The 19,244-nt window shown below is 50.5% G+C and carries 18 protein-coding genes; 5 read left to right on the plus strand and 13 right to left on the minus strand.

Going from position 1 to position 19,244, the window contains the following annotated elements; all coding sequences use genetic code 11:
• Positions 1–141 precede the first annotated feature (141 nt).
• The 10 genes from dhaM to OGV71_RS16230 form a co-directional block, all read right to left on the minus strand.
• Positions 142–1,572, minus strand: a complete 1,431-nt coding sequence (gene dhaM, locus OGV71_RS16185) for a dihydroxyacetone kinase phosphoryl donor subunit DhaM (protein ID WP_286533644.1) — start codon at positions 1,570–1,572, stop codon at positions 142–144.
• Positions 1,573–1,582: 10 nt separating this feature from the next.
• Positions 1,583–2,215 carry a dihydroxyacetone kinase subunit DhaL gene (gene dhaL / locus OGV71_RS16190; RefSeq protein WP_003020881.1) on the minus strand — a complete coding sequence of 211 codons (633 nt, stop codon included), beginning with the start codon at positions 2,213–2,215 and terminating at the stop codon, positions 1,583–1,585.
• 11 nt (positions 2,216–2,226) lie between these two features.
• Entirely contained in the window at positions 2,227–3,297 is a 1,071-nt protein-coding gene (gene dhaK, locus OGV71_RS16195; protein WP_003020880.1) for a dihydroxyacetone kinase subunit DhaK, read from the minus strand.
• Between the two features lie 325 nt (positions 3,298–3,622).
• Positions 3,623–4,897 carry a Glu/Leu/Phe/Val family dehydrogenase gene (locus OGV71_RS16200; protein WP_286533646.1) on the minus strand — a complete coding sequence of 425 codons (1,275 nt, stop codon included), beginning with the start codon at positions 4,895–4,897 and terminating at the stop codon, positions 3,623–3,625.
• A 321-nt stretch (positions 4,898–5,218) separates the two neighbouring features.
• A complete protein-coding gene (locus OGV71_RS16205; RefSeq protein WP_061548561.1) occupies positions 5,219–6,187 on the minus strand; it encodes a Csu type fimbrial protein in 969 nt (322 codons plus the stop codon).
• Between the two features lie 13 nt (positions 6,188–6,200).
• On the minus strand, positions 6,201–8,486 hold the full coding sequence (locus OGV71_RS16210; protein WP_286533648.1) for a fimbria/pilus outer membrane usher protein: 2,286 nt from the start codon (positions 8,484–8,486) through the stop codon (positions 6,201–6,203).
• Positions 8,487–8,541: 55 nt separating this feature from the next.
• Positions 8,542–9,264: a fimbrial biogenesis chaperone gene (locus OGV71_RS16215; RefSeq protein ID WP_003020869.1), complete on the minus strand. Its 723-nt coding sequence runs from the start codon at positions 9,262–9,264 to the stop codon at positions 8,542–8,544.
• A gap of 14 nt (positions 9,265–9,278) precedes the next feature.
• Positions 9,279–9,809 carry a Csu type fimbrial protein gene (locus tag OGV71_RS16220; protein WP_003020867.1) on the minus strand — a complete coding sequence of 177 codons (531 nt, stop codon included), beginning with the start codon at positions 9,807–9,809 and terminating at the stop codon, positions 9,279–9,281.
• A 308-nt stretch (positions 9,810–10,117) separates the two neighbouring features.
• Positions 10,118–10,849 (minus strand): MerR family transcriptional regulator, encoded by a 732-nt coding sequence (locus OGV71_RS16225; protein WP_049002309.1) that lies wholly within the window; start codon positions 10,847–10,849, stop codon positions 10,118–10,120.
• Between the two features lie 203 nt (positions 10,850–11,052).
• Positions 11,053–12,282 carry a diguanylate phosphodiesterase gene (locus OGV71_RS16230; RefSeq protein WP_103798133.1) on the minus strand — a complete coding sequence of 410 codons (1,230 nt, stop codon included), beginning with the start codon at positions 12,280–12,282 and terminating at the stop codon, positions 11,053–11,055.
• A gap of 317 nt (positions 12,283–12,599) precedes the next feature.
• Here OGV71_RS16230 and ycgZ point away from each other — a divergent pair, with 317 nt between their 5' ends.
• From ycgZ to OGV71_RS16250, 4 genes are all read left to right on the plus strand, one after another.
• The gene (gene ycgZ / locus OGV71_RS16235) at positions 12,600–12,836 is read left to right on the plus strand and encodes a regulatory protein YcgZ (protein WP_003020856.1); all 237 of its coding nucleotides are present in this window, start codon (positions 12,600–12,602) and stop codon (positions 12,834–12,836) included.
• Between the two features lie 41 nt (positions 12,837–12,877).
• Positions 12,878–13,150: a hypothetical protein gene (locus OGV71_RS16240; protein WP_003844030.1), complete on the plus strand. Its 273-nt coding sequence runs from the start codon at positions 12,878–12,880 to the stop codon at positions 13,148–13,150.
• A 34-nt stretch (positions 13,151–13,184) separates the two neighbouring features.
• Positions 13,185–13,451: a biofilm development regulator YmgB/AriR family protein gene (locus OGV71_RS16245; protein WP_003020849.1), complete on the plus strand. Its 267-nt coding sequence runs from the start codon at positions 13,185–13,187 to the stop codon at positions 13,449–13,451.
• 132 nt (positions 13,452–13,583) lie between these two features.
• Positions 13,584–14,135: a LuxR C-terminal-related transcriptional regulator gene (locus OGV71_RS16250; RefSeq protein WP_286533650.1), complete on the plus strand. Its 552-nt coding sequence runs from the start codon at positions 13,584–13,586 to the stop codon at positions 14,133–14,135.
• Between the two features lie 78 nt (positions 14,136–14,213).
• Here the strand turns inward: OGV71_RS16250 and OGV71_RS16255 are convergent, their stop codons facing one another.
• From OGV71_RS16255 to OGV71_RS16265, 3 genes are all read right to left on the minus strand, one after another.
• On the minus strand, positions 14,214–15,473 hold the full coding sequence (locus tag OGV71_RS16255) for an MFS transporter (protein WP_286533652.1): 1,260 nt from the start codon (positions 15,471–15,473) through the stop codon (positions 14,214–14,216).
• A gap of 64 nt (positions 15,474–15,537) precedes the next feature.
• Complete coding sequence (locus tag OGV71_RS16260; protein WP_257651136.1) at positions 15,538–16,485, minus strand: PfkB family carbohydrate kinase; 948 nt, start codon at positions 16,483–16,485, stop codon at positions 15,538–15,540.
• A 30-nt stretch (positions 16,486–16,515) separates the two neighbouring features.
• A complete protein-coding gene (locus OGV71_RS16265; RefSeq protein ID WP_257651137.1) occupies positions 16,516–17,952 on the minus strand; it encodes a glycoside hydrolase family 32 protein in 1,437 nt (478 codons plus the stop codon).
• Between the two features lie 173 nt (positions 17,953–18,125).
• Here OGV71_RS16265 and OGV71_RS16270 point away from each other — a divergent pair, with 173 nt between their 5' ends.
• Positions 18,126–19,121: a LacI family DNA-binding transcriptional regulator gene (locus OGV71_RS16270; RefSeq protein WP_121571802.1), complete on the plus strand. Its 996-nt coding sequence runs from the start codon at positions 18,126–18,128 to the stop codon at positions 19,119–19,121.
• The last annotated feature ends 123 nt before the right edge of the window (positions 19,122–19,244 follow it).

Consider the following 19,244-nt stretch of genomic DNA (forward strand, 5'->3'; position numbering starts at 1 on the left):
TAGCGGCATTTACCATGAGAAAACCTTAGTTCAGGATCGACCGTTGCGCGTGATCGACACCCCATTTTGCGAACAAACAGACATTTCCCGACGCGAATAGGGAAGAAGCACACCCTTTGTCGAAAAGGGTGTGCTTCGGTATCAGTTTGCGCGGGTTATCCGCTGTGTGACACAGTCAATGGTCAGAGTATCGCCCATCTTTATGCTATCGAGAGCAGCGCCTTGCTGACACATCCAGCACAGACCCATTTCACGAGCGATAATCGCCGGATGAGAGGCTTCGCTGCCGTCCCGCAGGCAGATACCTTTGATGGTCTTCGGATCGAGTTGCAGTACCGTAGACGGATAAATGACATCAGCGACCAGGATAGTGGGGCGCAAGAACGCGGGAATTTGTGCGCTCTCTCCCGTCAAATGTTGCAGTGAACGAGACAGCAAATCTTCAATATCAATGTATCGCGCCTGCAGATAAGGATCATCGAGCTGTAAATACTGCTGGCTGAGATCGCTCAGCACCTGATGCCAGGCCCAGGCGGCGCTGCATTGTTTTTCACGCATTACATCGCAGGCCATTTCAAACAGTTCAGGATCGTCCAACAGCGTGTGGTGACCGGAGAAGATGGCGGCGATATCTGCGGAATATCGTTCTTCAGCAAGAGCGGTGAGTTCGCTCAGATCGTTCAGCGTACTTTGGATGGCGGTCTGTAATCGCTGCTGCTCAGCCTGCAGTGATGCGGCGGACTGCGGGTTTACCTCTGGCGAGAACGGCGTGTGACAAAATGCCGTCCCCGTGACTTTTGAGGGAGCCAGAGTTGCCTTGTTATCAGTATGCGCGGGCTCGAGCGATTCACCAAAATTCTCTGCCGCCAACTGTTTAAAGGCGGCCAGCGCATCCTCTGCCTGTTCGCCCTTAGCAATCAGGCGCAACGTGTCATTACAGCGTACCTGCAGCAGGGCTATTTGATTCAGGCTATCAGGGACCACACACTTGCCGTTTTTCTCCAGCCACAGGTCGGCGTTAAAACCAGACAACGCAGAAACCAGCCGCGAAGCCGGGCGGACGTGGATGCCGTTAGGGTTTTTCACCACAATGGCAACAGAACGGGCATCAGAGTCGGGAGACAGTTCAGCGGATGTGGGTTTCGCTGCGGATGGCGAAGGTAAACCCAGTTGTTCACATTTGGCGTCGAGGGCGTTCATGGCATCACGGATGACCCGATCGATATCAGCACCTGCGGCGGCGCTAACCGTCGCGGCCAGTGTGCCTTCAACCAGTGGTGCTGCGCACAAACGCACTTTGGCGGCAATGTTAGGGTCGAGCAGTTCCAGCGCGGTTTCCGCACTCAGTAATGCACTACCGATATCCATCATCACCAGCACGTGGTCCGTATCGGCCACGGACTCGATGGCTTCCATCACCTTAATCGGATCGGTGCCAATCGGATTCTCAGGATCGTCAATGCCTGCGGCAATGGCGATTTTGCAACCATCACCCATTAACATCTGCCGGGCCAGCACGCCGACGCCTTCGCCCAGTTGGGCGCTGTGAGAAACAATAACCAGGTTTACCATCGCTTTATCCTTACTCTCTGGACGCCTGAGCCAGCATTTGCATCATAAACATGACCGACGTTGCGCCGGGATCCTGATGCCCAATGCTGCGCTCACCTAGATAGCTGGCGCGGCCTTTGCGAGCCTGCATGGTGATGGTGCTTTGCGCTGCGACTTCCGCTTGTTGGCTTGCCGCTTCCAGTGCCGCCTGGACGCTCAGCTTCTGTTCGCATGACTGGCGTAAAGACTCCACTACCGGCAGCCAGACGTCGCACATGGTTTTATCGCCAGGTTCAGCCTTACCGCGGCTAATCACACCTTCTGCGCCATCACGAATCATTTGATACAGCTCTTCAAGCGTCAGGCTTTGATGAGCCTGAGTCACCTGGGCGGCGCGGATAAAAAACGTGCCAAACAGCGGTCCACTGGCCCCGCCGACGCTTGAGAGCAGCACCATACCGGTGTTTTTCAAAATAAAGCCGATGTCTTTGTCCGCGATGGACGGCAGCTTTTCAACGACTTTGCTGAAACCACGATGCATGTTCAGACCGTGGTCGGCATCGCCGATCTCCCGGTCAAGTCCGGTGAGAAAATCACTTTCAGTGGTGAATATTTCACCGCAGCGATAGAGCCAGTTAACAATCTGTGTTCTGTTGAGGGACATCATGAATCTCCTTATTTACCCCAGTTGAGAGCAGGGGTGTGAACCGGTGCATCCCATAAGTTCAGCGTTTCGTCATCCACCTGTAACAGGGTGATGGAGAAGCCGGTCATATCCAGAGAGGTACAGTAAGAGCCGATCAGGTTGCGCTCAATGACGATGCCTGCATCCTGGCAACGGCTTTCGAGGCGGTTATACACGCCGAAGAGTTCAGACAACGGCGTCGCACCGAGATTATTGACCAGCGCAATAACCCGATCGCCACTTTGTAACGCACGCTTGCTTTCTTTACCTTCATGCCACGCGCCCTGGACGTTGTCCCAGTGGCGGAGCGTACGGCTGTAGTTACCGTTTTCCAGCAGGGTATCGAACATTTCATCAACGGTCTGATCGAGAGAGGTGAAGGTGCGGCGGTCAATGCCCGGTTCCCCGTGGATACCTACGCCAAACTCCATCTCGTTATCCTGTAACGTGAACGACGGTTGTCCGGCTGCCGGAACGGTACAGGCGCCAATGGCTATGCCAATGGAGTGGCCCTGGTTATTCAGCTTACGACCCAGCGCAGCACAGGCTTCCAGCGAGTCACCGCGTTCGGCGGCCGCGCCGACCAGTTTTTCGATCAATACGGTATTAGCCACACCACGGCGTCCGGCGGTATACAAACTGTCTTTCACCGCCACATCGTCATCCACCACCATGGTGGTGACCTTGACGCCGCTTTCGTGCAGCAGCTCGGTAGCGGTTTCGAAATTAAGAATGTCGCCGGTGTAATTTTTGATTATCAGCAGCACGCCTTCCCCGCCATCAATTTGCATGGCGCATTCGAACATTTTATCCGGCGTGGGGGAGGTAAAAATCTCACCCGGGCAGGCGCCGGAGAGCATGCCCTGACCAATGTAGCCGCAATGCATAGGCTCGTGCCCGCTGCCGCCGCCGGAAAGCAGCGCCACTTTGCCCATCACCGGTGCATCCGCGCGGGTGACATACACTGGGTCCTGATGCAGTGCCAGGGAAGGATATGCTTTCGCCAGTCCGGCGAGTTGTTCATTCAGTACGTCTTCAACACGGTTGATCAATTTTTTCATTATTTATGCTCCGCAGACAGTCCTGGATGGCTGCCAAATTCGGGCAGGCATCTGATGTAGGGTATCGGTTTGTACAACGCCACGGCGACCGCTCGCTGCCGATAAGGTAATTTTGCACACGGGTTTGCAAAAGAAAATTGCTGTGAAGAGCGTTTCAATACGAAACATAGCAGCATAATAATGTTCCGTATTGGAACGTCATGGTGCATAAAACAGCGAAAGTGAGAGGTCGGGCGGTATTTGTGCGGAAAGTTTTTGAACGATTTTTTATGGAAAACAAACCACCTGCAGAACAGGTGGTTTGTAGGCATGGTCGATTTCGGCGTTAACCCGGATAAATTCCGCGATCTTTTCGTGCCAGCAGAATGCGTTCGCAGGCAACGATGTAGGCTGCGGTACGCAGGGAGCAGGATTTCTCAGCTGCTTTTTCCCAAACATGCACCATCGCATCAGTCATGATTTTGTCCATGCGATTGTTGATCTCTTCTTCACTCCAGAAGAAGCTTGCCATATCCTGAACCCATTCGAAGTAGCTGACGGTTACGCCGCCGGCGTTACAGACCACATCAGGCACAACCACGATACCACGGCTTGCCAGCACATCGTCGGCATCCGGATAGGTTGGGCCGTTAGCGCCTTCAAGTACCAGTTTACAGGTCAAGGTTTCCGCACGGTCACGGGTGATCTGACCCTCGAGCGCGGCCGGAATAAGAATATCCATATCCAGGCTCCAGAAGGCCTCGCTGGCGATGGTTTCAGCGCCCGGGAAACCGGCAATCTGTTTGTGCTCTAACTGCCAGGCAGACAACGCGGTCATGTCGATACCTGTGGAGTTAAACAGCGTAGCGGTGTGATCCTGAATCGCGACCACGCGTGCACCAGCTGCCGCGAACAGTCGGGCGGCTTCGCTGCCGACGTTACCAAAACCTTGCACTGCAACGCGAGCACCTTCAACTTCGATGTTGGCACGGCGCGCGACTTCCAGACCGCTGACGAAAACGCCGCGACCGGTGGCTTTATCACGACCTAATGAACCGCCAAGGTGAATAGGTTTACCGGTGACCACGCTGGTCACGGTGGTGCCGTGGTTCATGGAGTAGGTATCCATCATCCAGGCCATGACTTTTCCGTTAGTACCTACATCCGGCGCAGGAATGTCTTTCTGCGGCCCAATGATAATACCGATTTCGCTGGTATAACGACGAGTTAAACGCTCCAGTTCGCCTTCAGACAGCGAGAACGGATCGACGCGCACTCCACCTTTGGCACCGCCGTACGGCAGGTTCAACGCTGCGCATTTGATGGTCATCCAAGCGGACAGGGCCATCACTTCATTAAGATCAACATCAGGATGATAACGCACACCGCCTTTGCCCGGCCCGCGGGAGAGGTTATGCTGCACGCGATACCCTTCAAAATGACGGATAGTGCCGTCATCCATCTGCACCGGGATATCGACAATCAGCGCGCGTTTTGGGTGGCGCAGGGTATCCACCCAATGGGAAAGTTCGCCCAGGTAAGGGGCCACACGCTCGATTTGTTGCAGGTAGGTATTCCAGGCAGATGTGCTGCTATCTGAAGCGTAAGATAACTTATCCATGATAAACCTTAGTTATAAAAGTAATATGTTCTTAATTTGGCCGTGGTATACAGTGAATCTCACCATATAAACCTAAATTTAACATTTTTTTCATAGAAGGGCCTGCCCGACCAGCACGAATTATCGCCATGATTAGTATGGACTTTAACTTGCGATTGAATAGTTATTCTTTGTCTTTGCTTGTATTTGGGTTGTTTTGCAGGGTGCGTAATTTAATATGCAGAATATATTAAAATCGTAATTTGTTAGATTTATGACGCACCTCTAAAAGTAAATAATTTGATAACAAAATGTATTTGCTTTATTGCGGTTAAGCTGAGGTCAGTAGGTTACGGCGATGGTAACGGTATCGGCATAGTTGTCTGGCGTGTAGTTCGCGCTGGGGACGGTGGCGTAAACCGGGTAGGTAGTTGTTGTCCCCGTACCGTTGCCCGCGACGGTATTGAGTGATGTATTGCCCCAGACCGTACCGGAAGGACCTGGCGTCGAACTAAGCTGGTAGGGGACTTTATCCGTATTTGACCCCGTGCCCGCCATCACGCCGCTGCCTGCCGTATTACCGTTGGAGGGCTGAAGCCCGATGGTGTAAGGCGTGTTATTGGAACATGCTACGCCCACGGTATTTGAAGCCGTAAGGTTACGCCCGGTCGCCCTGGCTGGCGCAAAGCTAATATCGGTTGCAGAGGTGATATTGCACTGTTTGCTTACGGTCGCCGATACGGTGAAAGGCAGCCTGGCAGCAATGGTATCGCCACAGGTTGTTGGCGGGAAAAGCAATCCGGGATTGAGAGTGACAAGGGCTGTTGCCGTCGTATAGTTATCCTGATAATTTCCGGGGACGGCTGCGGTTTGTGGTGTGACGATCTGCGCCGATACCGTGAGTGAACCCGTCACTGGAGTCAGATTCAGCAGGTTAAGCTGTACCATGGGAAAAGTGGTTCCCGACTGATACTGGCTGCCCCAAACTTTGGTGCGCCCGCTGTCCTGGTAAAGCTGGTATGCCAGTGTACTGGCAGGCGTTCCGCTTAATGACATATTTCGCGGTGTCACCTGGCCGCTGACGGCCGAGGCGCCAATATTAAAACAGAGATTGATCCCTGCCAGCGCGTCACCAAGCTCTTTGGTGCAGGTGTAACTGAACGTCATTGATGACGTTGCGCCTGTTGCAGACAGTGGATTGACCGAACCTAAATTTATGGGTTGAACATTGCTCACCGAACAGGTTACCGCATGGCTAATTGCCGGACAAAAAAGTACGGCAGCGATGAGTAGCAGATGTCTTAACCTCATGAACGTACTCCTGTTAGTGTGGGCGACAAACCAGTGGGCCTATTTGCATAATCCCCTTTGCTGACACGGGATAGTCAAATTGCACGCGACAACTACCGGTGTCCGTATCAACGCGCAGCGTGTTGTGCTGCTCCAGTGTGTCGAACCAGGTCATCCCATCAAAACCAACGACAGACGACTGTCCTTTTCCGTTGATGGCGTAAGCCATGCTACCTTCAGGAATTGGCTTACCCTGATTGTCGACGAGGATAACCTGCGCAGCACGTACGGTGGTGATGCCAAAACTAACCAAAGTACCGGAACGATCTGCAGGCGTGGCATTCGTCTCAACGCGTGCGATCCGCATATTGGTGGGGAGATCCATCGGGTCAATACTGATCAGGTTTTTTTGATAACTGTTGAGCGGCGTGACCAGCAGTAGTCCCTGGTCATCGCTGCGACCAATCAGGTTATTTTGCAGTTTGACTGGAACATCAGGCACGCCGTCAGTTGAGACGACGGCAAAACCATTGTTGATTTCCCTTGCTGCAAACAAGCCGCCTCCCATGGTCACCAGCGATCCGGTTGCGCCTGCGTAGCCGTAATGGTTATCTGGTAAACGGCTGAATCCCGCGTACGCTTTACCATAACGCCCCAGATATCCTACTTCTCCCTGGCCACTTTGTCGGGAAGCCTGCTGACTGGCGGCCAGATTCCAGCCCCAACCGCCGTCGGCAGGCGGCGTCTTGCTGGCGTTGAGCTGATAGCCGGTTTCATCGTTGGTGCGTTGTAGCGTGCTGCTGGCGCTCAGATTGTTATCAGTGGTAATCGTTACCATCAGATAGATACTGCGATCGCGGTTATCGTCAATGTTCTGGTTGAATCCGGCATTCAGTGAGATGTTGTCTGTAACGGATTTGAACCAGCTGGCGTTAGCGTAGCGCACCGCATTTTCGTGTGGATAACGAAACTGCAGGTAACTCAGGCTGACATTTCCGACAGATTCCAGCGAATAGCCAATGACCGTGTTGCTGTTAAGCGTTGGGGGCGGCTCACCATAATGGGTGGCGACATCGCGGTAATCGCCAGAAGTTGCCGTGGTACTGGTACTGAAATTAAACCGTTCGCCGGACCAACGATAACCAAAGCTATACAGAAATCCGTTCTGCCCTGAATCGCTACTTGCGGCAAGTGATGTCGAAAATGTGCCGCTGCGGGTTCCCGGGATCCAGTCGTTACTGAAGCCTGCGTTAATTAGTCCATCGCTGGTTTCTGCGTGAGCCCCGGCGGTCAACGTATTGCTAAACCCGCGACGCCACGTAGCGCTCAATACCGGTGCGCTGGCATAGTCAAAAGAGGAATAACCATAATTTTCGCGTACCGTGCCCAATTCTGCCGACCAGGCGGTTAATCCTTCCCGCAGGAGTTGTTGATCGTTGTAGAACGAAAAATTTTGTACGCTCGTTCTGCCCAACGCATCTGTCATCATCACCTGACCCGTTCCCGCGCCGCTGATGTTAGGCATGGTGTTGATCTGAAAACTACCTGCGGGGACTTCTCCGTTGTAGTACCTGACACCGTCCACGTACAGCTCAATGTTTGATGGCAACGTCGCGGATCCCAGATATGCAGGGAGCGGGGTGGTTGGCATATAGGGCTGTAAACCAAAATCGGTGCCTATCTGAATGCCGCCAATACGCGTAGGTCGGGACCAGATTAGTGAGCTTGTCAGGGTATCGCCAACGGTTAACGCCAACATCGTATCAGGAAATGAGGTACGCCAGCTGGTATCAAGGCGCTCAAAGCTGTTATCGGCGTATTCCTCAGTGGAGTACTGCGTCAACTGGGTGGTGCTGAGCACGCCGGCAGCATTGAAGGCGCGAAGTTCACTGAAGGTATTGATTGCGCTCTCATCCCCCTGCTGGGTATAGATATCATAATTGAGCAGCGCTCCGCGTGATGTTGTTGCCGTTGGCGTGGTTTCGGTAGGCGAGTTAAGCTGCGTGGTTGCAAGATCGAGTGAACTAAGTGGCGCAGTAAGCGAGAGCGTTTGCAACTGAACGTTGTAGTCAATGGTTAGCTGGGGGATATCGTTCAGGCAGACGGCGTTAGTGGCGTCTGGAGCAAAGCGAAAGCCCATTTTACTCAGGGTATTAGCTCCCGCATAAAGCTTTCCATTATCGTAGCCAAAATGTACCAGCCCAACGGGATTCCCATTCAAGGTGACATCGAGATACAAATCGACTCCCGTAATTTGTGAGGTGCTATTAATAACACCATTCTCACTCTGGTTATTATTCAGCGTTTGTGCGCAAACCATTCCCGATATTAATACTCCATTGAGAAAGCAATATTTCACCAGAAGCCAGAGTCTGTTACAGATCTTGTACTGTTTTTTGGCCATTGATTGTGACTTCAATTTTCCCGCCATAATGGTTATTACTGGCCGACGGGGAGACTATCCAGCGCATTGTTGAGCCTGGTAAAACGTAGCCTAATAGTCCGGGTGTAATGACTTTTTTAGTACCGTCAGGGCTTATAAATGTTGCAGCAGATAACTGTGCATGCCCATTTCCCTGATTACTGACTTCAATGAATTTTTTGCCATCCAGTTGTTGTAATTTCCATTGCAGTTTTGCCTGCGTTTGTGCCGCTGATGTTGGTTGAATGAAAACGGGAACGGAATAATGCAGCACAAACTGAAGCTTATTTTTTTCTACTTTTGCAGGAGGTAACTCATCTATCGACAAACGATAAGCGTCTTCGGCATGTGCCGAGGGAGGGCTTGTGCGAATAACGCGAATTAACTGACGTTCTCCAGGGGCTAATGCCAACATCGGCGGGCTTATCACCAGCCCCTGAGAGGGGGAAAGTTTGTTGTCATAAGCACTTTGACTCCAGCGAAAAACCCGAACCTGGGCATTGAGCACATTTTCACCCGCGTTACTCAGCCAGATACCATCGGCATTTTGCGTCGCTTGCAACGTTAACGTGACCGGGGCTATTTGCAGCCCACTGGCGGTGGCAAGGTTGGCGCTCGCAACCATCCCTAGCAGGCATGCGCAGGCGCACTGCTTAACAGGCAGTTTTACTCTCATATAGCTTCCTGAAGTTAGTAGTTAACGTTAACCGTTACCGTGTCGGCATAGTCGTCAGGAGTGAAGTTGGCGCTCGGTGCGGTGGCATAAACAGTAAAAGTTTGCACCAGGCCGGTCCCTGTCGCTGCTACGCCATTCCCAGGTGCGGTGTCGGTGGCGGTATTTCCCCATACCGGACCTGTTGCTGACGTGCGATTTAGCTGATAGGGCACTTTATCGGTATTGGTGGCAGCGTTAGCCACAGAGGACATGGCGCCCGAGCCCGTCGTCGTCCCTCCATTGGCAGCCGACGGTGCCAGGCCGATAAAATAGGGCGTGGTTTTTGAGCAATTAATTGAAATAGTGTTGCTTGCACTGGTATTTGTCGCCGTGGTATTCACCGGACCAAGTGTGATATTTGAAGCCGAACCCGCTGTCACGGTACAGGCCTTTTGAATCGTCATCAGCACCTGAAATGTTCCGTTAACGGTTGCTGCATTTGCCACAGAGATAATGGAAAAGGCGCAGCAACAAAGAATTAAGCGTTTGTCTAAGACTAGAGCCATATCCTTTACCTTTTTCAAATAACCACATTTATTACTTTAGAAAAACAATAATGTGGCACAAGAAGACATAATTTAACCCTAGAATAAGTATTAGGTGTACGCCAGTTGATCTAATGAATTTTACTTAGGAAAAAGGTGATGTCGTCGACAAAAAAATAATACCAACGGGTGAGTATGTTGTTTTGTTTTTATGCTATGGCGGGTGTTAAGTCAGGAGAATAGGGGCAACATACTCCTTGGATGGTACTCAAAATAACCACCCAAAAAATGAGAGTCGTATGATTTATCTTACACGTATTACGTATTGGCTACGGGCTGTGGAAAATGACCTTATAACCTTGCTCATTCCAGTGTTGTAGCAGTTCATTTTGTCTGCGGGTTGGCGCGATACCGGTCCAGACAAAAAGCGTTTGCCCAGGGAAAAGTTCAGGTCTTGGCGATTCAATGGGTTCAGCCAGAACGGCAATATGCCAACCAGATTGCGATAAACGCCAGGCTTCGAGCCACAGACGGGTTCTGTCTTCAACATCCCAGGCCATCAGGAGAGCATCCTTTCCTGACTTGCGCCGTGTTTCAGACAGCAGTGTTGCAACATATTCAATCAATGCGCCATCAAGCATGCTGTTCATTATGCGTGATGTATTATGGTCAAGTATCAGCCGTTGACGTACGGGAAGATAAACGTGATCAATCAGCGCATCTACGGGGTGAACGCGACCGAGTGCGGTAATTTTGGCTCGCAGCTTCGGTGGATGCGCCATGCGAAGAATGCTCATCATCTCTTCTTGTACTTGATTCCAGTCGTCGTCAGCTTGACGGATACTGGTTTCCAGCAATGCCTTTACTTTGCCGACAGGTATGCCATTGCTAATCCAACGTTTTATTTCTTCAATACGCTGAATATCTTCTTCATCAAAGAGTCGGTGACCACCTTCACTGCGTTGAGGTTTGAGTAAACCGTAACGTCGTTGCCATGCCCGAAGGGTGACAGGATTTATCCCGCAACGTTCTGCGACATCCCCAATGCTGTAATAAGCCATAGTTCCCCCGAACACTCCTGATTCTCCGTCACCGATATGCGGTTCCTGCTACTTTGTACAACATGCACCAAATTGTACAAAACATATATAAGATTCTAGCAAAATTAAGATTTACTTTACTATCATACAAGGAGTAAATGCTGAGTTTTTATGTTCAGCATGAGGGCGGTTGTGATGATTGTTGATTTATAACAATGCGTTAGTTATTTTGACGCTGAGAAATCATTTTTCTCTGGCCATGCAACAGACGGAATACCATTCAGGCAGGCTTGTGCAAAAAGGTTACCCTGGAAGATTTCAATGCCCGCGGATTCAAGCCACATCCACTCTTCGGGTTTTTCAACGCCGACTGCGGAAATCATAATTTCCAGTGACGCGCAGCATTTGATAATTGCCTGAATGATAGCCTGCCGCGGTCCACTTTTATGCACATCCGTGATCAGCTCGCGGCTTATCTTAATTCGGTCGGGTTGAAAACGAGACAGAAGCTGAAGCCCGGCAAAACCAGCCCCAAAATGATCTATCGCCACACAGATCCCCGCTGCCTTGAGTGACTTCACGGCCTGCGCGAACGTATCAAAGCGAGAAATAACTTCACTTTCGGTAAACTCTACAATGATTTGTTCAGGCACCAGCCTGTGCGCAGCGATTTCGTTTATAAGAAAGCTGACTGCATTGGGTTTGTTTACCAGGGTCATGGGGAGCAGATTGACTGACAGCATTTTGTCGTTAAGTCCCAGCGCGCTTGCCATTGCAAAAGCAGTCTTTTTGCTCTGCAGATCCGCGGTATACAGTTCCTCAGGATTTAAGTTGTCAAAATAAGTTGCGGGCGTTTCACCGTCTCTACCACGAATAAGTGCTTCCAGGGCAATGACGCGTTGCGACATAGGATCGATAATTGGTTGAAAAGCAAAGCTGAAATCGATATCGGATGGGAGTGTGTTTTCATCCAGGAGAGTACAAGAGTTGTCGGCAATAAAACTCCAGCAATCCGGCGCTGGTATTTCAAAATAGCTCGATTTTTCCGTCGCAAGGACAAATGTGCGGAAAAACTGTAACGCCCTGTCATCATAGGTGAGCTGAAATTTTGATGTTCCCTTATTCAGCACAGCTTGCAGAACGTCATTGCGTTCATGTTTTTGTAGATCAAATAACTCCATTCCCACTTTTCCGAATCTTCTCGCAGGAGCGTAATCACACATCAGCTCAACGATATTGTGGTGCCGTGGATCGTTACAAATACAACAATAAATCTCTTTTACCTGCTCCTCAGGGCCTTCAAGCAGTTGGAAAAAGTGGTGACCGTTAAAGAGTAAGATTCCCGTAACATCAGATCGCCTGTTTTTGATATTTGCGGCTGTCACCATATCCTCAAGCGCTTTGATGGGGGCGTCATCACGTAGATGGCTGCGGTAAATAATGGTCGTGAGCATGGACAGTCCGGGAATAAGGGAGAGGAAGATATATGACAGTATCAGACAACCCAGGTTATGTCCTGATTTTAATACATTATTCTAACTTTAACTTCACAATTGAACGGTCTGATTAAGATGAAATTTAGCCATGTTACGACGTGATTTGTACAGTGATCCTAATGTTTATATCAATCGATACAATCGTAAGTAATTGATTTATATTATTTAGCACATTTTGGTAAAAACAAATTAATCTTGTTGTACACATTTTTGGTACAACTTTGCTACTGTTATAAAACTTAATATTCACCAGCATTTTGATACAGGAGCATGACATGCAGCAGCATAACGTTCGCACTGATACTGCAAGCGCGATTTCTCGTTACTTTGCGAAGGCGCATCTGCCAACTCAACAGGAAACATTGGGAGAAATCGTCACTGAGATACTCAAAGATGGACGTAATCTGAACCGCAAATCACTTTGCACTAAGCTTTTGTGTCGTCTTGAAAAAGCATCAGGGGAGAAAGAACAAAAACATTACAATGCGTTAATTGGCCTGCTCTTTGAATAAAATAAACCCCTTATATGATAGGGGCAAGTAGTGAAGGCGTTATGAAGAAAACTGATAGTGAACGCTTGAAACATGAAATTACAGGTTTGGCTGTGCTAGAAATTCTGCGAATGCATAGAGACGTTTCGTTAGCTGCAGTGATTAAGCAATTGCGGCTTATGCAGGCCAGTGAAATAGATGGCACACGCAAGCAATTAATTGACAGCGTTATCAATGATTTTACAAACATTAATCCGGAGAAAATAAGCAGAAAACCGGATAAAACCAGAGATGAGAGTGCATTCAGTGCCAGCAAAAACCCTAAATTACATTAAAGATAATCTTCCAGACTATACAAGCGAGGTTACCATGCTCCATGAAATTAATGTCCACAACGTAATGACGGATAAAGCTTTATCAAGTTACTTCCATAATGCAGGTGAGCTATTAGCAGATGAGTCTGTGGTATTGGGGCAGGCGGTAACAAATGTAATTCTGGCAGGTGATAATGTTAATAATAAAAACATCATTTTAAGCCTGATTGGTTCTCTGGAGTCAACTGTTGACGTTGTCCAGGCAGATGTTATCAGAAAAACCCTGGAAATAGTGTTGCGCTACACAGCTGACGACGTTTAATAAGTCTTCATATTAACAAAATATGTACAGTACCCTTGTTATATGCTGAAAGCCCTTATGCTAAGCATTTTTTGAATTAAGACTATACATAGCACCCCTCTAAATCAATTATGATTTTTCATTGAGGCCATAATGATGAACATCGTTCAGGAACATACTCTAAACGCAGAGTTATGGATTGATGATATTTTTGTCAGGCAAGGGTTAATGAATATTCTTGCAGATATCATTTTTGAAGATGACAATGCGCGACTTGTATTCTTTACCGCGAATCACTTTGAGGCGGTAAAAAAGAAAAATTACAATCTGAAAACGCATCGTCTGGTATTGCTGATTGATGGTCATTTGTATCAGTATCTTAATGATGTTTCGCTTTACAGACTACCAGTAGATATCGGAGTTGCCTCAATCAAACAATTTATTGTTGATATTACTCGTGCTGGTGGTAATCACGAGAATCAATCGGATTCAAATATCTCATTAACCGCGAGAGATAAATATATTTTAACGCAGTTAGGAGAAGGTCGAACTATTTTTGAGATATCCGCATTGTTAAATCTACACTTAAAAACGATTTACCAGGCCAGGCAGAATCTGATCAAGAAGCTTGGTTGTTCTGGGCTGATTGATTTTCAGGGAATACTGCGAGCGCAAATATTCCGCAACTGGCTGGAACATGCCTGAGTAAATCGACAGTTCGTACTTACTGTTGAGGGGGTACGACAGGGCTAATGGCCCTGTCGCGATATTAATAAAACTTCGCTACTCTGTCACCAGTTCATTGATACCCTTCTGCTGATGATGCTTTTTACTCAGCGAGAAGTAGCCAAATATTAGTGTTATTACCACGATGCTCGCCATAATCAGGAAGATTTCCTGATAGCCCACTTTATCAAACAACTTACCGACAGGCAGCGACAGCACGATGATGCCAATGGAACTGGCGATATTGAAGCCAATAAGATATATCGTTGACGACAGGCGCTTATCAAAATTCGCTACGCTGAATTTAAACACTGAAATAACGAACAGTGGGACCTCCAGCGCATGGAGCATTTTAATCAAGGAGATAATATATATATCGGTGAACAGTGCTGAACCCAGGATTCGACAGGTCATGATTGTTCCACCCAGCAGCAATGCGGATTTAGGCCCGATGCGGTTAATCAGGAACGGAACCAGCGCCATACCGACGGCCTCCATAAAGACTTGTACCGAGTTGAGGTAGCCGTATACGCGTGGTGCCAGTTCGGGATCGTCAAATAAGCTGGCGTAAAACACCGGGAACATCTGCTGATCGTAGATGCTATAGAACGACCAGGTACCGACGACAAAGATGACGAAAAACCAGAACTGCGTATCTTTAAAGATAGTGAGAAAATCCTTTCGGGTCAGCGCGTCGGGTTCAGGAGAACGCGTTTTTACAGACGATGGTGCGGGTGAGTTGGTTTTGAACACCACGTTAATCACCAGGAATAACACCCCCATGACCGACACGCACCAGAAGTTAATGTGTGGGTTGATGCTGAAGAAGATACCGCCAACAAAAGTCCCTGCGGCGTAGCCAAGCGATCCCCACAAGCGGGCGGTGCCGAATTCAAAGTTGAATTTGCGGCTCACTTTCTCGACGAAGCTTTCTACCAGACCGCAACCGGCGAGATAGCCAAGGCCAAAGAAAATGGCGCCTAGCACCATGCCAAGCTTGAAGTTGGAGACCAGCAGCGGTTCATAAACATAAATCAGGAACGGACCGCTGAGCGTGATGACAGTCCCCATCATCCAGATAAGGGGTTTGCGGGTACCGAGCTTATCCTGCAGAAAACCGTAGCCCAGCATAAACAGCATGCTGAAAAACTGGTTTACGGCATACAGCATTCCCAGCTCCGATCCGGACAGGCCAAGTTTATTTTTTAGCCATATTGCATAAAAAGACCACCACAACGACCAGGCGGCAAAGAAAAAGAGCAGATACCCGGATGAGTATCGATATTTATCATTACTGAACGGCATATTTATCTTCATGATTTTTCCAATCCAGATCAGGTCATTGTAAGGTCTTTCTGATAAGACGTAACAGTGCGCTTTATTACGGGGTAATCGTTCTCCGTAGCGACGGTTGTGACTGAATAAAGCTGCTCAGGTGTTGGCTGTCGGGAAACGCGCTTAGCGCGCCACGCCGGGTGGTCGCCAGAGCACCACAAGCGCTGGCCTGCTCGATAAGCGGAAGTAGCGTTGACGTCGATGTGGGCCAGCCTTCTCCGGCGAGTGCCGCCAGCAGCCCGGCCATAAAGGCGTCACCGGCGCCGGTGGTATCGATGCTGTCGACGCTATAGCCGCTTAAAGTCAGCCTGCTGTTCTGCCAGAAAACGATAGCGCCATCGGCACCGCGGGTTATGACTTTCAGGCGCGCGGGAAAATCAGCCAGGCATTCGCAGGCGCTACTGAGACAGTCGGTTTGTGTTAGCCACAGCAGCTCTTCTTCCGACATCTTCAGAATGTCGCTCTGCCGGGCAAACTCTCTGACAAGGTCAAACATCTGCATTTCGTTGCTCCACATCTGCGGACGTAGATTGATGTCAAAGCTCAGCGAGCCACCGGCCTGGCGCATAGCCGCCATCGCCTGGGTAAGCGTGGCTCGGCAGTCAGGGGCGACCAGCGCCAGCGAGCAGAAGTGCAGAATATCGGCACCAAAGTCGGGCAGGCTCGCCGGGCTGAGAAATTGATCGGCAGACGGATTAACCAAAAACTCAAACTGCCGCTCACCGTTGGGAGCTAGTGAAACCAGTACGGTACTGGTGTGCTGTTGTGCATCAAACTCCAGACTTCCTGTATCCACCTGCGCTGTTACCAGCGTCTGATGCAGAAAGCGGCCAAAAGTGTCATTGCCCACACGGCCGATAAAGCCGCTGTCATGGCCGAGGCGGGCGACGCCGATTGCCACATTGAAGGGCGCGCCTCCCGCACAGGCTTCAAACTGCATATTGTCGCGCGGTAGCAAATCCACCACGGCATCTCCGAGCGTCCAGATTGTCATTATTTTTCCCCAAAGCAGTGAGACGGGTGTTTAATTGGCGGCGAGCGGCCAGGCATGCCCGTTATTAAAAATGGCGTGTCCGTTCTGGCTAAATAAGGTCAGTTGGCGATCGTCCGGTTCAGGATAAATACGGCTGCTGAGGGTGTACTCGCCGTGATTAACAAAGACTTCTACCGACGAACTATCGATAAATAGACGTAGGTCCAGCACATCATTGGCGGGCAGCGGTATGCTACGGCAGCCCGAGAGGCCGTGTTGCGGATAGCGGCGTTCAAGCACCAGACGCTGTGCCTGGGTATCGACGAAGACGCGCAGCCCGTCACCCAGCGCGATGCCATACTGTTCAGCATGGCTGCGGGCGATATCGAGGCTCAGTTCGACCTCGAGAGCATGCGCCTGTTCTTCTACCATCAGGGTGCGATTGTTCAGGTCACTGACCGGCCAGACATGAAGCTGACCGCGTAATGCCTCCAGCTCTTTGACCGGGTTCATGCGCAGCCGCAGATCTGCATCGAGCGTCACTTCCCGGGGAAGAGTAAGCATGCCCGCCCAGCCGTCGGCCTGTTCTGGCATCGGCGACTCCCACATGGATAGCCAACCGATCACCACGCGGCGACCGTCCGGAGTGATAAATGATTGAGGGGCGTAAAAATCATGCCCGTGATCCATCTCCTGGAAGGGTTGGGTAACGTGGAACTGATGGTCATCCTGCCATTCGCCGACCATATAGCCGCTCTGGAACAGGTTACGGTAATCGTATCCGTCCGCGGCGATGCCCTGCGGCGAGAACATGAAGACGAGTTTATTGTCCAGCGGGAAGAGGTCCGGGCACTCCCACATGTAGCCCATGCCGTCATCGGCCTGGGCGAGCGTACTGGCAAACTGCCAGTGCTGCAGATCCTGCGAGCGATAGAGCTGTACTTCTCCGACGTCGTCGACCCGGGCACCCACCACCATGTACCAGCGGTCTCCCTCTTGCCAGACTTTCGGATCGCGAAAATGGTGTACGCCTCGCGGGGTATTCAGAATCATGCCCTGGCGTTCAAAGTGAATCCCGTCGGTGCTGGTAGCCAGGCACTGTACCTGATACAGGTTTTCCTCTTTCGCTTCGCCGTCGAATTTGTGCCCGGTGTAGATCAGGGCCAGTTTATTGCCGTCAACCACCGCTGAACCGGAAAAACAGCCGTCTTTATCTTCTGGTCCTTCTGGCGCCAGTGCTATCGGCAAGTGCTCCCAGTTCACCATGTCGCGGCTGCGCGCATGGCCCCAGTGCATTGGCCCCCAGACCGGTTGCCACGGATAGTGCTGATAGAACGCATGGTAGTAACCATCGAACCAGGACAGGCCGTTAGGGTCATTCATCCAGCCCGCCGGAGGGGCGAGGTGATAGCGCGGATACCAGCGCGGATTGATACGATCTTTTTGCTGGTTTAGGGCCTCGTTGGCCGCGGCGAGTAATGCTGTCATTTGCTTGTCCCTGTCAGTGAATTGAGCAAAAGATAACGTTAACATTCTCGGTTTTCTCGCGGAATTGATGGTAATATCGATGTTAATCACAAAAGTTAACGTTAACATTTTGCGGGTGTTATCAAGATCGCATTTTCAGACCCGGAAGGGTGAACGCCGTCAAAGGAGAGGGTATGGCATCTTTAAAGGATGTGGCGCAACGGGCTAACGTCTCGTTAATGACCGTATCGCGAGCGATTAACGAGCCCGAACGACTGCGGCCAGAAACCTATAAAAAGGTGATGGAAGCGGTAGATGCGCTGGGGTATGTCTCCGATCTCTCCGCGAAAAAAATTCGTGGCGCGAAAACCACGGCTAACACTATCGGGGTGTTAGCGCTGGACACCATGACCACGCCGTTTTCCGTGGAGATAACGCTCTCTATCGAAGAGACCGCGCGGGCGCACGGTTGGAATAGCTTTGTGGTGAATATGTTCAGCAATGACCAGCCAGAGAAAATGGTGGATCTGCTGCTGGCGCATCGCCCTGACGGCATTATCTACACCGCGATGGGGCTGCGTCAGGTTCCGGTGCCGGAAAAGCTGCATAAGTATCGCTGCGTGCTGGCGAACTGCGAAAGCATCAGTGGCCCTTTTCCCACCTATATTCCTGATGATGAGCAAGGGCAATATCTTGGCGTGAAAGCGCTGTTGGCCGCAGGCTATCGTCGGCTGCTGTGCATACACCTGCCAAAAGGGATTGTGGCCACCGATCGCCGCCGGGCGGGAATGGAGCGCGCCTGTCGTGAAGCGGGCGTAGACCCTGATGCCATGTTCCACCACTATCTTCCGGCGGGCGAGAGTCACCATATTGATGCGGCGGAGATTGCCGGGCATTACCTGAGTGGCACGGGTCCGATGTTTGATGCGGTGGTATGCGGTAACGACCGCGTGGCTTTTGTTATCTACCAGGTCTTGCTGGGGCGAGGGCTGCGCATTCCGCAGGATGTTGCCGTACTGGGCTATGACAACATGGTAGGCACTGGCGAGCTGTTTTTGCCGCCGCTATCCACAGTACAGCTACCGCACTATGAAATTGGTCGTCTGAGTGCACTACATCTTATCCAGGGGCTCGATCACCGCGATACCGTGCGGGTAGACAGCCCCTGGCTTCCGCGCGCCTCAATATGATTAACCCAACCGCTTCCTTTCATCAACCGGAGGAATGAGTGCATTATGTGGAGGGAATCGCTAATTTGCTGGTGGATGTTACAAAGCTGAAACGTGGAGGTACTGTTAAGTCACTGTTTAGCG

This window comes from Citrobacter sp. Cf088 (genome assembly GCF_030334295.1).
Taxonomy (GTDB): Bacteria; Pseudomonadota; Gammaproteobacteria; order Enterobacterales; family Enterobacteriaceae; genus Citrobacter; species Citrobacter freundii.

What these genes read in the sequence shown, in the direction of transcription:
- dhaM (WP_286533644.1), bottom strand. Translation starts at nt 1,572, where the DNA reads ATGGTAAACCTGGTTATTGTTTCTCACAGCGCCCAACTGGGCGAAGGC.
- dhaL (WP_003020881.1), bottom strand. Translation starts at nt 2,215, where the DNA reads ATGTCCCTCAACAGAACACAGATTGTTAACTGGCTCTATCGCTGCGGT.
- dhaK (WP_003020880.1), bottom strand. Translation starts at nt 3,297, where the DNA reads ATGAAAAAATTGATCAACCGTGTTGAAGACGTACTGAATGAACAACTC.
- OGV71_RS16200 (WP_286533646.1), bottom strand. Translation starts at nt 4,897, where the DNA reads ATGGATAAGTTATCTTACGCTTCAGATAGCAGCACATCTGCCTGGAAT.
- OGV71_RS16205 (WP_061548561.1), bottom strand. Translation starts at nt 6,187, where the DNA reads ATGAGGTTAAGACATCTGCTACTCATCGCTGCCGTACTTTTTTGTCCG.
- OGV71_RS16210 (WP_286533648.1), bottom strand. Translation starts at nt 8,486, where the DNA reads ATGGTTTGCGCACAAACGCTGAATAATAACCAGAGTGAGAATGGTGTT.
- OGV71_RS16215 (WP_003020869.1), bottom strand. Translation starts at nt 9,264, where the DNA reads ATGAGAGTAAAACTGCCTGTTAAGCAGTGCGCCTGCGCATGCCTGCTA.
- OGV71_RS16220 (WP_003020867.1), bottom strand. Translation starts at nt 9,809, where the DNA reads ATGGCTCTAGTCTTAGACAAACGCTTAATTCTTTGTTGCTGCGCCTTT.
- OGV71_RS16225 (WP_049002309.1), bottom strand. Translation starts at nt 10,849, where the DNA reads ATGGCTTATTACAGCATTGGGGATGTCGCAGAACGTTGCGGGATAAAT.
- OGV71_RS16230 (WP_103798133.1), bottom strand. Translation starts at nt 12,282, where the DNA reads ATGCTCACGACCATTATTTACCGCAGCCATCTACGTGATGACGCCCCC.
- ycgZ (WP_003020856.1), top strand. Translation starts at nt 12,600, where the DNA reads ATGCAGCAGCATAACGTTCGCACTGATACTGCAAGCGCGATTTCTCGT.
- OGV71_RS16240 (WP_003844030.1), top strand. Translation starts at nt 12,878, where the DNA reads ATGAAGAAAACTGATAGTGAACGCTTGAAACATGAAATTACAGGTTTG.
- OGV71_RS16245 (WP_003020849.1), top strand. Translation starts at nt 13,185, where the DNA reads ATGCTCCATGAAATTAATGTCCACAACGTAATGACGGATAAAGCTTTA.
- OGV71_RS16250 (WP_286533650.1), top strand. Translation starts at nt 13,584, where the DNA reads ATGATGAACATCGTTCAGGAACATACTCTAAACGCAGAGTTATGGATT.
- OGV71_RS16255 (WP_286533652.1), bottom strand. Translation starts at nt 15,473, where the DNA reads ATGAAGATAAATATGCCGTTCAGTAATGATAAATATCGATACTCATCC.
- OGV71_RS16260 (WP_257651136.1), bottom strand. Translation starts at nt 16,485, where the DNA reads ATGACAATCTGGACGCTCGGAGATGCCGTGGTGGATTTGCTACCGCGC.
- OGV71_RS16265 (WP_257651137.1), bottom strand. Translation starts at nt 17,952, where the DNA reads ATGACAGCATTACTCGCCGCGGCCAACGAGGCCCTAAACCAGCAAAAA.
- OGV71_RS16270 (WP_121571802.1), top strand. Translation starts at nt 18,126, where the DNA reads ATGGCATCTTTAAAGGATGTGGCGCAACGGGCTAACGTCTCGTTAATG.